Source organism: Microcoleus sp. AT8-A3, from assembly GCF_036705675.1.
Lineage (GTDB): Bacteria > Cyanobacteriota > Cyanobacteriia > Cyanobacteriales > Microcoleaceae > Microcoleus.
Window position 1 is genome coordinate 70,595 of sequence record NZ_JAUBVD010000012.1, and the last position, 14,541, is coordinate 85,135.

The following is a 14,541-nucleotide window of genomic DNA, read 5'->3' on the forward strand; positions in this document are numbered from 1 at the left end:
AGCAGAAATCCAAATCCTGCTAATGTTCCTAGAAAGGCAAGTTGCTTGTCCATCATTATTTCCTCTTAAGCACGAATCAAATTAGCCAACATTTTTGGGTCGAAAGTTACGGAGACGCAACGCATTTGTTACTACAGAAACAGAACTAAATGCCATTGCTGCCCCGGCAATAATTGGATTGAGGAGCCATCCAAAAATCGGGAAAAGAATTCCGGCGGCGATCGGAATGCCTGCCACATTGTAGACAAAGGCAAAAAACAGATTTTGTTTGATGTTTTGGATCGTAGCGCGAGACAGTTGGATGGCAGTAACAATGCCTTGTAAGTCACCAGAAATTAGAGTGATATCGCTAGCTGCGATCGCGACATCTGTTCCTGTGCCAATTGCCATGCCTACGTCAGCTTGAGCAAGTGCCGGTGCATCATTGATTCCATCCCCCACCATTGCGACAATTTTTCCCTCTGCCTGAAGATTTTCGATTTGAGCGACTTTTTGATCGGGACGAACTTCTGCAATAACTCGTTTGATGCCAACTTCCTGCGCTATGACTTCCGCCGTGCGACGGTTATCACCTGTTAGCATTACCACTTCTAATCCCATCTTTTGTAAAGTGCGAATTGCGACAACAGAAGATGGTTTCACGGCATCGGCAATGCCCATAATTCCTTCTACTTTGCCATTCACGGCAATCCAGATAACCGTCTTACCGAGATATTCCAATCGATCCCACGGTTGCTGCAAACTACTGGTATCAATTCCCAATTCATTCATCCAACGATGAGTTCCAATTTGCACCCATTCATTGGATACATACCCTTGCACACCACTGCCTGCGTGAGCCTCGAACTCCCGTGAATCCGTCAACTCCACTCCTTGAGATTGGGCATATTGCACCACCGCTTCTGCCAGAGGATGTTCTGAATTCCGTTCGACGGATGCAGCGAGGCGCAGAAGTTTTAGCTCGTTACCATTGGCGGTACCATTAATCGTTATAAACTCCGTTACAGTGGGTTTACCTTGGGTAATCGTGCCTGTTTTGTCTAAAACAACAGTTTGCAGTTTGTGCGCCAGTTCTAAACTATCTGCACCTTTAATCAAAATTCCGTTTTCTGCCCCTTTACCTGTACCCACCATGATCGAGGTTGGCGTGGCTAAGCCAAGCGCACAGGGACAAGCAATAATCAGCACGCCCACGGTGGTAATCAATGCCATTGTGACGTTGCCCATGATGTTGTACCAGATGACGAAGGTAGCGATCGCAATGGCAATCACAACAGGGACAAACAATCCCGTAACGCGATCGGCTAATCGCTGAATCGGTGCCTTGGAGCCTTGCGCTTGCTGCACCAGTTTAACGATTTGCGCCAAAAACGTATCTTTACCCACTCGTGTGGCTCGGAATTTGAAGCTTCCAGTCTTGTTAATAGTCGCTCCAATCACTTCATCACCAGGCTGCTTTTTCACGGGTACACTTTCACCCGTCACCATTGCCTCATCAATCGTTGAGGAGCCATCAATAATCTCGCCATCCACGGGAATCTTTTCACCCGGACGAACTAGAATGACATCTTCCAACACTACCTCAGCGATGGGAATGTCCACCTCTCGTCCATTACGAATTACCCGCGCCGTTTTTGCCTGCAAACCCATAAGAGAACGAATTGCTTCTGAGGTTTGTCCCTTAGCGCGGTTTTCCAACAGTCGTCCTAGCAAGAGCAATGCAACAATTACAGATGCCGCTTCAAAGTACACATCTGGTTTAAGACCCTGACTGATAAACCACTGGGGAGAGAAGGTGGGAAATAGAGAATAGAGGTAAGCTGCCCCTGTCCCGATCGCTACTAGCGTATCCATTGTCGCGGTATGACGCTTCAAGGCTTTCCAGGCATTGATGTAGAAAGACCTACCCGCCCAAAACAATACTGGAGTAGTGAGTACAAGTTGTAGCCAGGGATGGTGCAGCCACATGGGAATGAAGGGAATAGGCAATCCCGTCATCGCAGGCAGCGAGCCAATCACGATAACGGCGCTGATAATACCGCTAACCCAAACCTTGCGGGTCAAGTCCTGATTTTCACTTTGCCGCGCCCGCCGTTCTGCATCATCTTCAGGAGCAAGTACATCATCTTGCATCGGCAGAGCAGAATATCCAGCCGCATCCACGGCATCCTGAATCGCTGCTACATCAGTTTGGCTGGGATTATATGTAACGCTGGCTTGTTCAGCTCCAAAGTTAACATTGCACGTCTCAACTCCCGGAACTGAGCGGATTGCCTCTTCGATGTTACTTGCACAAGAGGCACAACTCATGCCTCGCAGTTTCATAGTGGCGTTTTCCATACAAAACCTCCTTATTTTCATCCTTAAAATGGGTCTGAGAAATCTTTAGTGACAGGTAACGGGATAACCTGCCGCTGTAATTGCCTCTGTAATGGCGGCTTCAGATGCTTGAGTTTGGATATTGACCAGTTTGGTCTTGGGATCTGCCTGAACAGTTGCGGCGGCATCTACTGTCTTGATGGCTTTGGTAATGGTTTCGCCACAAGCTGAACACGCCATGTTAGGGACTTTTAGCTGTAGTGTCATGGTTGTATTTTTCCTTTCCTTTGAGGGGTTAATCCTATCTTGCAGTATCCAGTCCACTGGAGTGTCAAGGGGGATTGCGAAGAAATTTTTGAGAACCTCTAAAAAGGAGAAACCAACACCCTGGACACCACGCTCCGCTGTCTCTTGAATCCCTAGGGCGTGTTTTCAAAGTCGGTGTATCCTAGATTGGGGCGACGATGTTTAGTTTTAAAACTTGTTGTTTAAGTCCCGCTAGCATGAAAAAGCGATCGCCACTCTCGGATTACAGCGATCGCACAATATCAAGAGAATCCTTAGCCCTATACCTCTTCTTTTAACCCATCCTCCAACAGCATCCGCACTCTGGTTCACTTTCTTGCGCCCCGTCTTTTGTGCCAACATCGACAGTTTGCGACGATAGAAGCCCCAAAGTTGCTGCCAATCTCCAACGAATGCCCGAAAATCGTATTCGTCTCATCCGACTTTAGTTTCTCTCAGGAACAGAAACAATCAACACTTTCTGTTCCTGAGAAAGTAACAAACTATAATCGATCGCCCATTAGCTACAACCGCACGATTACCATAAATATAAAATTGTGTATTTTTCATACCTTAAACCGAGATGCGTGCGATCGACTATGATTAGGTCGATCGCCAAAAATCACTCTTGTCAACGTTCCTGATTTGAGAGATTTTTAAATTCGCGAGTTCCTTGATAGCCAGATAAATCAGCTAACTCCTGCAACGATTTTTGCCCTTGGTAAAACTTACCGTTAATTTCCCAAGTGGGAGTCGCTTGAATCTTCGCAGCTTCGCAAAGATCGCGCCGAGCATTTTTTCCTTGAGGATTGCACTCGATATAATTGATAATGCCAGCCGCTTCTTTGCCAAAACTTTCTTTCTGCGCTTGACAATGATCGCAGGTAAAAGAGCCGTACATTTTAGCTCCCACTATTTTTAAATGTTGCGCTAAAGCAATTTCGGAAGTACCGGAAGATGTTATAGTCTTCATGCTAGTCTCCTTAGCTGTACCGAGATTATTGACATCGGCATAAAGAGCCAGAGAGGAAATCAGCACTAACATAGACACCAGAATTCCTATAAAAAATAGTTGCCCAATATCATCCCATTCGCGACCGATTAATGCTAAGACAAACAAGCTAGTTGCAAACAAAGCAGAGGCAATACAGTAAATACAAGCTGCTTTGATATCAACAGCCAGTACATACATCAGATAGCCGCTGAAAATCGTCATAGCTGTGCTACCAGCAAACAGAAATAGTCCCGTCCAAGACTCTAACTTAGAGCGGAGACTCTTCTGTTCTACGGGATTAACAAGTAGGGGAGCTACGGCAAAAACTATCATGCTCAAATAGCCCAAAAAACCGAACAAAGAAAGAGGCAAACCAAAGACATAGGCATAGGGACTCGAAAGCACGATATCGCAGCCTTCGACCGGACAAACTGCCGTGCCGTTGGATAACTTGACCACTGTTAGATAAGCAGTGATCGCAGCCCCTATCGAGGCAATTCCTGCCGTGATGGGACGAGAATAGCGGTGAATCCAGGGCTGAGAACGTTGACGACGCATAGTATTTTTGACCTCAAAATGTATGTTTCAATTGTGGCGTAAGGTGGGCAATGCCCACCCTGCGAACACTCTATTTCAAAACTCTAGTCGCATTGAAAATAGCTGCTAAAGCCACCCCAACATCCGCAAAAACTGCCTCCCACATTGTAGCTAACCCAAAAGCACCGAAAGCAATAAATATGCCTTTGACTAACATGGCAAAAATGATATTTTGCCAAACAATATTGTGAGTCTTTCGGGCAATCTGAATAGCTTCAGCCACTTTGGACGGTGCATCTGCCATAATCACAACATCGGCAGTTTCGATCGCCGCATCCGAACCCAAACCCCCCATCGCTATGCCCACATCAGCTCTCGCAAGAACGGGTGCATCATTAATTCCGTCCCCCACAAAGACAATTTTATCGCCTTTTTTAGATTGATCGATCAGTTTTTCGATCGCCTCGACTTTTCCTTCGGGTAATAACTCGGCTAAATAGGAATCTAAACCGAGCTTTCTCGCAACACTATCGGCTACAGCTTGATTATCTCCTGTGAGCATCACGATTCGCTCAACACCTAATTTTTTGAGGTCGCGAATAGCCTGTACTGCGTCTTCCTTAAGCTCGTCAGCAATCAAAATATAGCCAGCGTAGCGGTTGTCTACCGCTAAATGCACGACAGTACCTTCAGCATTGCAGAGATCGTGAGGGATATTTTCTCGGTGCAGCAAACGGTCATTTCCCGCCAGCACAATTTGATTATTTAATTTGGCTCGAATGCCGTGTCCCGCTATTTCTTCGTAATCTTTCACATCCGATGAATCTATATTTCCGCCGTAAGCTTCCATAATAGATTTCGCGACTGGGTGATTTGATTGAGATTCTACTTTAGCCGCTATTGTCATCAACTCTGTTTGGGCAAAACCATTTCTAGGCACAATTTGTGCTACTTTAAAAACTCCTTTTGTCAAAGTTCCTGTTTTGTCCAAAACAACTGTCTTGACTGCTGTCAGGGTATCTAAAAAAGTCGAGCCTTTAACCAAAATACCGCGCTTGGCTGCACCGCCAATTCCCCCAAAGTATCCCAGAGGAATGCTAATCACCAATCCGCAAGGACAGGAAATAACTAACAAGACTAGGGCGCGGTAAACCCATAAAAATCTGTCTGCATTAGTTGCTCCTGAAATGAACAAAGGCGGAATTAAAGCTACTGCTAGCGATGCAAATACTACAAACGGCGTGTAGTAACTGGCAAATTTGGTGATGAATTTCTCAGTTTCAGCTTTTTTGCTTCTGGCATTTTCTACTAATTCCAGAATTCGGGAGATTGAAGATTCACCAAAGAGTTTGGTCACTTTGACGGTGAGAACTCCTGTCTGGTTAATTGTTCCTGCTAAAACTGTTTCTCCAGCTTTCACGGTTCGAGGTACTGATTCTCCAGTTAGTGCAGATGTGTCAATTTGAGAATTGCCGTCTATAATTTCACCGTCTAAGGGGATTTTTTCTCCGGGTTTGACGAGGATGATATCGCCGACGGCTACGGTTTCGGGCGAAACTTTTTTGATGTCGCCATTTTCCTTGAGGTTGGCGCTGTCTGGGCGAATTTCTAAAAGCGATCGGATCGATTGACGCGATCGCCCAACGGCAAATTCTTGAAAAAGTTCTCCGATTTTGAAAAACAACATCACCCCGACTGCTTCAGGGAGTTTGTGAATAGCTACAGCCCCGAGTGTTGCTATAGTCATTAAGAAGTTTTCATCAAAAAATCGACCTCGTAGAATGTTGTGACCCGCACTGGTTAAAACATTCCATCCGCTTAAAAGATAGGCTGGGATGAAAACCAGATATTCACCTACAGAATAGGGCGTGTTGTGCAGTTTTTCTTCAAAAATTAAACCGCCAACAAATAGGACAACAACCGATATCACAGGAATCAATTCTTGCTTCAGGTTGAAGTCTCCTTGACCGCGGTTGTGGCTGTGGTCATGGTTATGATTCTCATGACTGAGATCGGGGCGATCGTCGTGACTGCAACTACAGCAGCCGGAATCCGATGCTTTTGGCTTGTTCATGATGTCTCCTAGGTTGAAAGAAATAATTAACTTATGAACACATATTCATACTATATCTCCAAAGCTCAAAATTTGGGAAATTATTGAGTTAAAAGTTGGGCTGCTAGTTAGTTCTAGTTAGCGGTCACAAGTTGCGATCGAGAGTAAGAATTATTATCGTTTTGCTCAGGTTAAGTAAAAATTATTGACTCATATTATTTGCTTGCCTGCGTCACATCCCATTGCTTGGTTTACCATTGCTGCGTTTTTGATGCTTTGACTATCCACGATGGCTTCAGACCGACTCACCACTCGGTTGTGGCTAACTCTAACCTAGGCTCTAAGTCGGTCATTTAGCCTCAGCAAAATTCCGTCTTTACGCTAGGTGCAGAAGTAGCGATGCACGCTCTGCCAAGGTGGGGAATTTCCAAATAAGTCACGCCAAGTACAGCCTTGGGTTAACAGGTAAAATATCGCATTCAGGACATTTCACACCTCAACCTTAGGATGACGATCCCTAGATGTTACAGGTGAAATAAAAGGTTCAATCAACTCCCATTGTTCCAGGGTTAAGTTGCTGGAGTACATTTTACTCATAGCTATCTTCGGTACTGTTTCTATGTCTCGGCGATGAAAAAACTAAAACGAAGCGAGAAACGTTCAAATCGTTGCTGCAAAACCTGTTAAGCGATATTACTACAGCCGTTGTTGCTTCATTCTGTCGCGTTGTGCATCCCGAATAATACTGATTCCACCCCAAACGACTAGGCTTGCGATTCCAAATCCAACAATTAAATCAGGAAAGCGAGAATTAAATAGAGTGACTAGGAAACCTGCGAAGATCACACTAAAATTTGCAATTACATCATTCTGCGTAAATATCCAACTTGCCCGCATATGTACCTCACCCTTACGATGCTTTGAGAGAAGGTACAAACCATAACTGTTAGCAATCAGGGCCAAAAAAGCCATTACCATCATCCATCCTGATTCGGGTGAACTTCCCCAAACAAACCGTCGAATCACATCGACGACAACCATCACAGCTAACGTGATCTGAAAAATACCACTTAGACTCGCTGCACGATTCTTGTGATGCGCCGATTTGCCAACTGCATACAGCGACATCGTGTAAACCGAAGCATCTGCAAACATATCTAATGAGTCTGCAACTAAGGCAGTTGAATCCGCTAAAACTCCTGCCACAATTCCGACGACAAACATTGTGCCATTGATAAGTAACAGAATTCGCAGCGTTTTACGCTCGGCTGCGTTCTTGGCTTCCATGTGACATCCACAGTCTGACATCGTGCGCCTCCTAATTAGCTTGTTGTTATTCGTCCTTTGAGCAGTTGTAGCGGGTACATTCATAAACTCCTTTTGCTACATCAGCCAGTAACTCTTCAACCATTTCCAAAATCTCAGCAACTCGTGCATCGGCGAGTTGATAGCTTGTGTACCGTCCTTGCTGCAGGGTGTTTACCAGACCGCAATCACGGAGACAGCCCAAGTGGTTTGAGGTGTTAGATTGCGATAGCCCGGTTGCTTCAACAATTTCACTCACAGTCATTGCACGCGATCGCAGCACGTCCAAAATCGCCAATCGGGATGGATCGGAAAACCCACGAAAGAGTTTTGCTTTCAAGCGAGTGGACTGGGATTGAGCAGAGACAATCATATGCTTAGTTCCAATACAAAGCTCTTTTGTATCATCATATCAGCAAATAATGATATGTAAACACCTGAAAGCTTATTTATACCCTCACCTGAGCAGCGTCGCCATTCCCACATCCGCTATTGCCCAAGCCGGAGCATCGTTAATCCCATCTCCCAGTATCGCTACAATTTTCCCTGGTGCTTGCAGTGTTTAGATTTGAGCTGCTTTTGGGTCTAGTCCAACTTCAGCAAAAACGCGCTGGATACCAGCAGAAGGGCGACCGACTCAACTCATGCCTTGGAGTTTGACTGTCAGATGATCCATATATGCACTCTGAAATTGGGAATGGGTAATATTCTGCCTTCTGTCTTCAACTGCCAACAGATGCGATCGCTTTCCTAACTTCATTTTCCGGTTTCACAGTTTGAATTGTCACCAACTTCGTCTTGAGATCGGCTTAAACAACGGCGGCTGAGTCAACTGCTTGGACTTCTCTAGTCCACTGGAGTGTCAAGGGGGATTGCGAAATTAATCAGGAATTATGGAAAAAGTGGTTTGACACCCTACCCATAGGGGTAAGGCGCGCACTGTGCACCCTACATAATTAGGTTGTGAGTCCTGTAAATCTTAAATTTGAGTTCGATCGACAGCACAGCAATAATTTTTTACAATTCCCAGTCGAAAATTTCATCCTAATTTCATTTATATGTGGAAAGCTGAAGATAAATAGTCGTTTTAAGCATATAAAATGTATGAAACCAATTTCATTAAAAACCGGCTTTGCAGGGCTGACATTGATCGCCACAGCCGCCCTAACCAGCGGAGTGCTCGCAGCTTGTTCAAAAGCTCCTACAAGCCAAACTCAAGCCCCAAACGTTACGGCTGCAACCGAAGTGAACAACAAGCCAGACGCGGCACAAGGTGGCATGGGTGGCATGAATCATGGCATGGATCACAATATGTCAATGGATTTAGGCCCGGCTGATGCCGAGTACGATTTGCGATTTATTGATGGCATGACACTGCACCATCAAGGTGCAGTAAACATGGCAAAAGAGGTACTAAATAAATCCAAACGCCCGGAAATGAAAAAAATAGCAAATGAGATGATTGCCGCTCAGAACCGCGAAATCAATCAAATGAAAGAGTGGCGAAAAGCTTGGTATGCCAAAGCCAGCAGTACGCCAATGGCTTATCACGCTCCAATGAGTCACACGATGGCAATGACTCCCGAACAAATGCAAAGCATGATGATGAGCATGGATTTAGGGGCCGCTGACGACCAATTTGACTTGCGATTTATCAATGCGATGATTCCCCACCACGAAGGAGCTTTAGTGATGGCCCAAGATGCTTTGAAGAAGTCGAAGCGGCCGGAAATAAACAAATTGTCCCAAGAGATTGTGACTTCGCAAAAGCAAGAAATCGAGCAAATGAAAGAGTGGCGGCAAGCTTGGTACAAACAGTAACACCATATTTCACCCGGATTTCATTTTTATCTGCAAAACTGATCTTTGAGTTCAGATTCTCCCCTACTCAATCATGCAATACTACCCCCGTGTCCGCTCCTCAGCACCGATTGTTCACTTTTCGGGAATACTCCTGACTCTTTTGTTATTCATCGAGTCCACCCCCGCTTTTGCCCACGCTGGCCACGGAGATGAATTTAAGCATAGCGACGAAGCAACTGAAACTCCTACTGCTATTTCTGTCGATGCTGAAACAGCAAAACGATTAGGTATTAAAGTCTCCCCTGCCGCTCGCCAGCGACTAGATATTGGCATCAAAACCACAGGACAAATTGAAACTTTACCCAACGAAAAAGTAGAAGTGACGGCTCCTGTTGCTGGGAAAGTAGTAGAGTTGCTAGTTAAGCCTGGGGACAAAGTATCAAAAGGTCAACCGGTTGCGGTTTTATCGAGTTCAGAATTAGGACAATTGCGGGTTGAATCTCTCTCGAAACGTGCTGAAGCTGAGGCAGATTTGCAGCAAGCACAAGGAGATCTAAAACTAGCACGAGAAAATTACGATCGCCAACTTCAAATATCCGCAGCAGAAATCGCCCAAGCCAAAACCCAATTGACGGCGGTAACTAAGCAGTACCAGCAAGAACAAGAATTAGTAAACAAGCGTTCAGTTGTGCAAGCCGCTCAAGAAAACTATCAGCGCCAAGTTGAAATAGCGCAAGCCGAAATAGCGCGGGCAGAAACTGAACTGACTGTGGCAAAAGAACAGTTCGAGCGCGACAAAGAATTAGTGGCATCAGGAGCGATCGCACGACGCACAATGCTGGAATCGCAAGCGCACTTCGCCGAAGCACAAGCCACTGTTGCTAAGGCAAAAAGCCGTCCTGAAGTTATCCAAGCCCAAACCGAAATTAAACAAGCCGAAGTAGACCTCCCAATGCGGGAATTGCGGGAATCTCAAGGCATGGTTGCAGAAGCAAAAGCTCAACTTACCAGAGCTCAGAGCCGCCGGGAAGTCCTAGAAGCCGAGAACCAACTCAAACGCGGCAAAACTGCCGTCCAAGTTGCTCAGTCGCGCATTCGTTTGGCTGACGCACCCTATCAAGCGCGGCTCCAACAATTAGGAACGGTTGCCAACGATCGAGGACTCGTTACCGTAGTTGCTCCGATTTCGGGGACGGTAGCCGATCGCGAAATCACTCCAGGAGAGTCAGTAAACGCTGAAAAACCGTTGATGAGTCTCTTAAATGACAGCCGCGTTTTTGCCACCGCCAATATCTACGAAAAAGACCTAAATAAAGTAAAACAGGGTCAGGTAGTCAGGGTAAAAGTCGCTAATTTACCCGATCGCATTTTCAATGGAAAAATCGCCTTCATTGGGTCATCCGTCGAAGGAGAAACGCGGGTTGTGCCGGTGAAAGCAGAAATAGATAATATTAACGGCGAATTAAAGCCAGGACTGTTTGCTGAGTTGGAGATTTTAACCGACAAAACTGCCACAAATATTTTAGCAATTCCGAGTGCAGCAATAGTGGAGGTTAGCGGGAAAAAAACCGTTTACGTCCAAAATGGCAATGCTTATCAAGCTGTTGAAATTGAACCCGGTCAAACTGCTGGAGATTTAGTTGAAGTTAAAACCGGTTTATTCGAGGGAGATTTGATAGTAACGCAGCGAGCACCTCAACTTTACGCCCAATCTTTACGGGGCGGCAGCGATAAACACTCAGAAGACGAGGAAAAGAAAGAGGCAACTCCAAAGGCAACAGAGGTTAATTTTAATAATTTACCCGTGTCTTTATGGTGGGCGGGAATAGGGGGAGGAATTGCGATCGCATCCCTAACTTTCACAGCAGGCGTGTTGTTGGGAAATCGGCGCAAATTGCCAGCATTAGCAGCGGATTCAGGAAACCATGCCGCAAATAATGGTTTTTCCGCCTCTGCATCGGCGTTAGACACTGAACTGGTGTTACACAATGACAACCATCACGTTAAAACTCAAGAGGAAGAAGTCAAGAGTTTGAAGTAAACAATTGCGTGGATATAGCAATTTAATGGCCAGAAGTATGTATCTATTAACTCAAAGCTAATAAAATGTTCAGCACTATTCTTAGATGGGTAATAAACCGCCGGTGGCTAGTCGTTGTCGCCACCATTATTGTTAGTCTTTGGACATTTTCTATCATCCCCCAAATGTCGCTCGATGTCTTCCCGCCTTTCGCACCGCCACAGGTAGAAATTCAGACGGAAGCACCGGGGCTCGCGCCGGAAGAAATCGAGTCTTTGGTAACACTGCCGATCGAAAGTGCGATTAACGGAACTCCTGGGGTAACAGCAGTGCGATCGGCTTCTGCTGTGGGCCTTTCTGCCGTTAAGGTAATTTTTGATTGGCAAACTGACATTTATCAAGCGCGCCAGTTGATAACAGAAAGGTTGCAGCTAGCGCAAAGCAAACTCCCGGCTGGGGTAGAAACACCGCAAATCTCTCCGACAACTTCACCTGTCGGTCTGGTGATTACCTATGCTTTTACCTCGGAAACTACTCCTTTGATGGAAGTGCGCCGTCTGGTTGACTGGCAAGTCACAAACCGCCTTTTAGGCGTGACTGGCGTTGCCCAAGTCGTGGCTTATGGCGGCGATCAGAAGCAATATCAAGTATTAGTAGAACCTGCCAAGTTAAAAGCTTTTAATGTGTCGTTGCAGCAAGTTGCCGAAGCGACAGCGGCTGCGAATGTTAACGCGCCAGGGGGGTATTTAATTACGCCGGATCGAGAAACTTTAATCCGGGGGGTGGGGCGGATTGAGTCTGTGGAAGATTTGCAGCAATCTGCGATCGCATCTCGGCAAGGAACAGTCGTCAGAATTGGTGATGTCGCTGATGTCAAGGTTGGTGCTGCTATCAAGCGGGGCGACGGCAGCTTTAACGGCAAAAAAGCTGTGATTGTGATGGTAAACAGACAGCCCGTTGCTGATACTCCAGCGGTAACGAAAGCGGTTGAGGCAGCAATGGCTGAGGTACAGGAAGCTCTACCAAAAGATATTAAAGTTACTGTGACTTTCCGACAGGAAGAATATATTAATTCTTCGGTGGAGAATGTGCGATCGGCTTTAGTTGAAGGCAGCATCATCGTCACCCTTATTCTTATCCCGTTTTTGATGAATTGGCGCACTCTGGCGGTGGTTTTGCTGGATTTCTTTCTGACTTGGCTGTTGGCGCTGCTGGCGATGTATTGGCTGGGGCTGGGATTAAATACGATGACTTTGGGGGGTTTGTCGGTGGCGATCGGCACTGCGATCGACGATGCGATCGTCTATGCGGAAAATACCTACCGCAATTTGAGAGAAAATAAGGCTTCTCTTCATCCTCGCCCGGTAATGGATGTGATTTTTGATGGCAGTCAGGAGGTGCGCGATTCGTTAATTGGAGCGACTGTTATTGGGATTGTGGTGTTTTCGCCAATTTTTACTTTACCCGGTATAGAAGGTCGAGTTTTTACGCCTATGGGGATTACTTATCTGATAGTTGTGGTGATTTCTAGTCTGGAATCGCTGTTAATATCTCCGGCCCTCTGCGCTATCTTGTTGCCTACTAAACGCATGAGATCCGAGGAACCTTGGCTGCCGAGATTTTGCAAGCGCACCTATCTTTTTTTTGTAGAATTGTCAATGCGCTATTCGTGGATTATTTTAGCTTTTGCTGCTGCTAGCATGGTGGCTGCATTAATTATTTTGCCTTCGTTTGGACGGGTGTTTTTGCCTGAGTTTCAGGAGCAAACTTTGGTGAATACTATTCAGCTTTATCCGGGGGTGTCTTTGGAGACAACAGATAGCGCAGCTTTTGCTATTGAAGATGCACTTAAGAATGATAGCAGGTTTGAATACGTGCAAGTGCGATCGGGCAGAGCTCCGGGAGATGCGGATGCTGCGGGAGTCAATTTAGCTCACATTGATATCGGTTTGAGCGAGGAGGGCATGAAAAATAGACCGAAAACTTTGGAGGCGCTGCGGCAGGAATTTGCTAAATTGCCGGGAGTTGCACCAAATATCGGCGGTTTTATTTCTCACCGGATGGATGAGGTTTTATCTGGTGTCAGAAGTCAGATTGCTGTCAAAATCTTTGGCCCGGATTTGGATCAGCTTCGCAGCCTCGGGGCAAAAGTTGAAGAGCAAATGAAAACAGTTGAGGGAATTGTGGATTTGCAACTCGAACCGCAGGTGCCCGTGCAACAAATTCAAATTAAGTTTAACCGCCAAGCAGCGGGTAGATACGGTTTGAAAATCGGAGAGCTTTCTGAAATAATTGAGACAGCTTTAAACGGCAAAGTTGTTTCTCAAGTTTTAGAAGTTCAGCAAACTTTTGATTTAGTTGTTTGGTTGCAGCCTGAAGCCCGAAATAACTTAGAAACTATTCAGAATTTGTTGGTTGATACTCCAAGCGGTAATAAAATTCCCCTCGCCCAAGTTGCTACTGTCAAATACGGTACTGGCCCCAATACGATTAACCGCGAGAATGTTTCTCGCTTGATTGTGGCGGCCGCTAATGCTAAAGGTAGGGATTTGCGATCGGTTGTGAATGAAATTCAAGCTAAAGTCAAACAAGAGGTGGAGTTGCCTTTTGGCTATTTTATCCAGTACGGCGGTCAATTTGAAGCCGAGCAAAGAGCTTCGCAAAATATTATGATATTTAGTGCGATCTCTTTTCTTGTAATTACAGTATTGATGTACTTGTCCGTCAAGTCAATTCCTTCAACTGCGATGATTATGATTAATTTACCCCTCGGATTAGTGGGAGGAGTAATCGCGGTAGCTTTAACTGGTGGCATCATCTCTGTAGCTTCCCTGGTTGGCTTTGTTACATTATTTGGCGTTGCCACCCGCAACGGCTTGCTTTTAGTAGACAACTACAACACTAAATTTGCCGAGGGAATGCCTTTTAAGGAAGCAATTATTAAAGGATCGATGGAACGGCTCAATGCTATTTTGATGACCGCTTCAACTTCAGCTTTAGGTTTAGCACCTTTAGCATTAGAAGGCGGCGCGGGAAAAGAAATCCTGCAACCGTTGTCAGTAGTAGTTTTAGGCGGATTGTTTACTTCTACAGCATTAACGCTTCTGGTGTTACCCGCGTTGTACGCCAAGTTTGGTAGATTCTTAGTGCCTAAACAAACACCGCCAGTTTCTGACAACGGAAAGGTAGTTCAAGCTGTTTTTGAAAAGTGATTTTCGCGGTATA

General features: G+C 45.7%; 11 protein-coding genes. 3 read left to right on the top strand and 8 right to left on the bottom strand.

Annotation, left to right across the window (positions count from 1 at the left end; translation table 11 throughout):
* Positions 1 to 81: 81 nt before the first annotated feature.
* From QUB51_RS09730 to QUB51_RS09760, 8 genes are all read right to left on the bottom strand, one after another.
* Positions 82 to 2,340 carry a heavy metal translocating P-type ATPase gene (locus QUB51_RS09730; protein WP_333260963.1) on the bottom strand — a complete coding sequence of 753 codons (2,259 nt, stop codon included), beginning with the start codon at positions 2,338 to 2,340 and terminating at the stop codon, positions 82 to 84.
* 45 nt (positions 2,341 to 2,385) lie between these two features.
* Positions 2,386 to 2,586: a heavy-metal-associated domain-containing protein gene (locus QUB51_RS09735; RefSeq protein WP_333260966.1), complete on the bottom strand. Its 201-nt coding sequence runs from the start codon at positions 2,584 to 2,586 to the stop codon at positions 2,386 to 2,388.
* 649 nt (positions 2,587 to 3,235) lie between these two features.
* Positions 3,236 to 4,156, bottom strand: coding sequence for a vitamin K epoxide reductase family protein (locus QUB51_RS09740; RefSeq protein ID WP_333176533.1), 921 nt, complete (start codon positions 4,154 to 4,156; stop codon positions 3,236 to 3,238).
* A gap of 70 nt (positions 4,157 to 4,226) precedes the next feature.
* Complete coding sequence (locus tag QUB51_RS09745) at positions 4,227 to 6,209, bottom strand: heavy metal translocating P-type ATPase (protein WP_333176535.1); 1,983 nt, start codon at positions 6,207 to 6,209, stop codon at positions 4,227 to 4,229.
* Between the two features lie 360 nt (positions 6,210 to 6,569).
* Entirely contained in the window at positions 6,570 to 6,671 is a 102-nt protein-coding gene (locus tag QUB51_RS30390) for a transposase (protein WP_445242792.1), read from the bottom strand.
* 213 nt (positions 6,672 to 6,884) lie between these two features.
* Entirely contained in the window at positions 6,885 to 7,475 is a 591-nt protein-coding gene (locus QUB51_RS09750; RefSeq protein ID WP_333260969.1) for a cation transporter, read from the bottom strand.
* Positions 7,476 to 7,521: 46 nt separating this feature from the next.
* Positions 7,522 to 7,866 (bottom strand): metalloregulator ArsR/SmtB family transcription factor, encoded by a 345-nt coding sequence (locus QUB51_RS09755; RefSeq protein ID WP_333260972.1) that lies wholly within the window; start codon positions 7,864 to 7,866, stop codon positions 7,522 to 7,524.
* A gap of 264 nt (positions 7,867 to 8,130) precedes the next feature.
* Complete coding sequence (locus QUB51_RS09760; RefSeq protein ID WP_333176545.1) at positions 8,131 to 8,253, bottom strand: hypothetical protein; 123 nt, start codon at positions 8,251 to 8,253, stop codon at positions 8,131 to 8,133.
* Positions 8,254 to 8,597: 344 nt separating this feature from the next.
* Between QUB51_RS09760 and QUB51_RS09765 the strand changes: the two genes are divergently transcribed.
* The 3 genes from QUB51_RS09765 to QUB51_RS09775 all read left to right on the top strand — a co-directional run bounded on the left by QUB51_RS09765 (position 8,598) and on the right by QUB51_RS09775 (position 14,528).
* The gene (locus QUB51_RS09765; RefSeq protein WP_333176548.1) at positions 8,598 to 9,314 is read left to right on the top strand and encodes a DUF305 domain-containing protein; all 717 of its coding nucleotides are present in this window, start codon (positions 8,598 to 8,600) and stop codon (positions 9,312 to 9,314) included.
* 73 nt (positions 9,315 to 9,387) lie between these two features.
* Positions 9,388 to 11,337: an efflux RND transporter periplasmic adaptor subunit gene (locus QUB51_RS09770; protein ID WP_333260975.1), complete on the top strand. Its 1,950-nt coding sequence runs from the start codon at positions 9,388 to 9,390 to the stop codon at positions 11,335 to 11,337.
* A gap of 65 nt (positions 11,338 to 11,402) precedes the next feature.
* Positions 11,403 to 14,528, top strand: a complete 3,126-nt coding sequence (locus QUB51_RS09775) for an efflux RND transporter permease subunit (protein ID WP_333176553.1) — start codon at positions 11,403 to 11,405, stop codon at positions 14,526 to 14,528.
* Positions 14,529 to 14,541 lie beyond the last annotated feature (13 nt).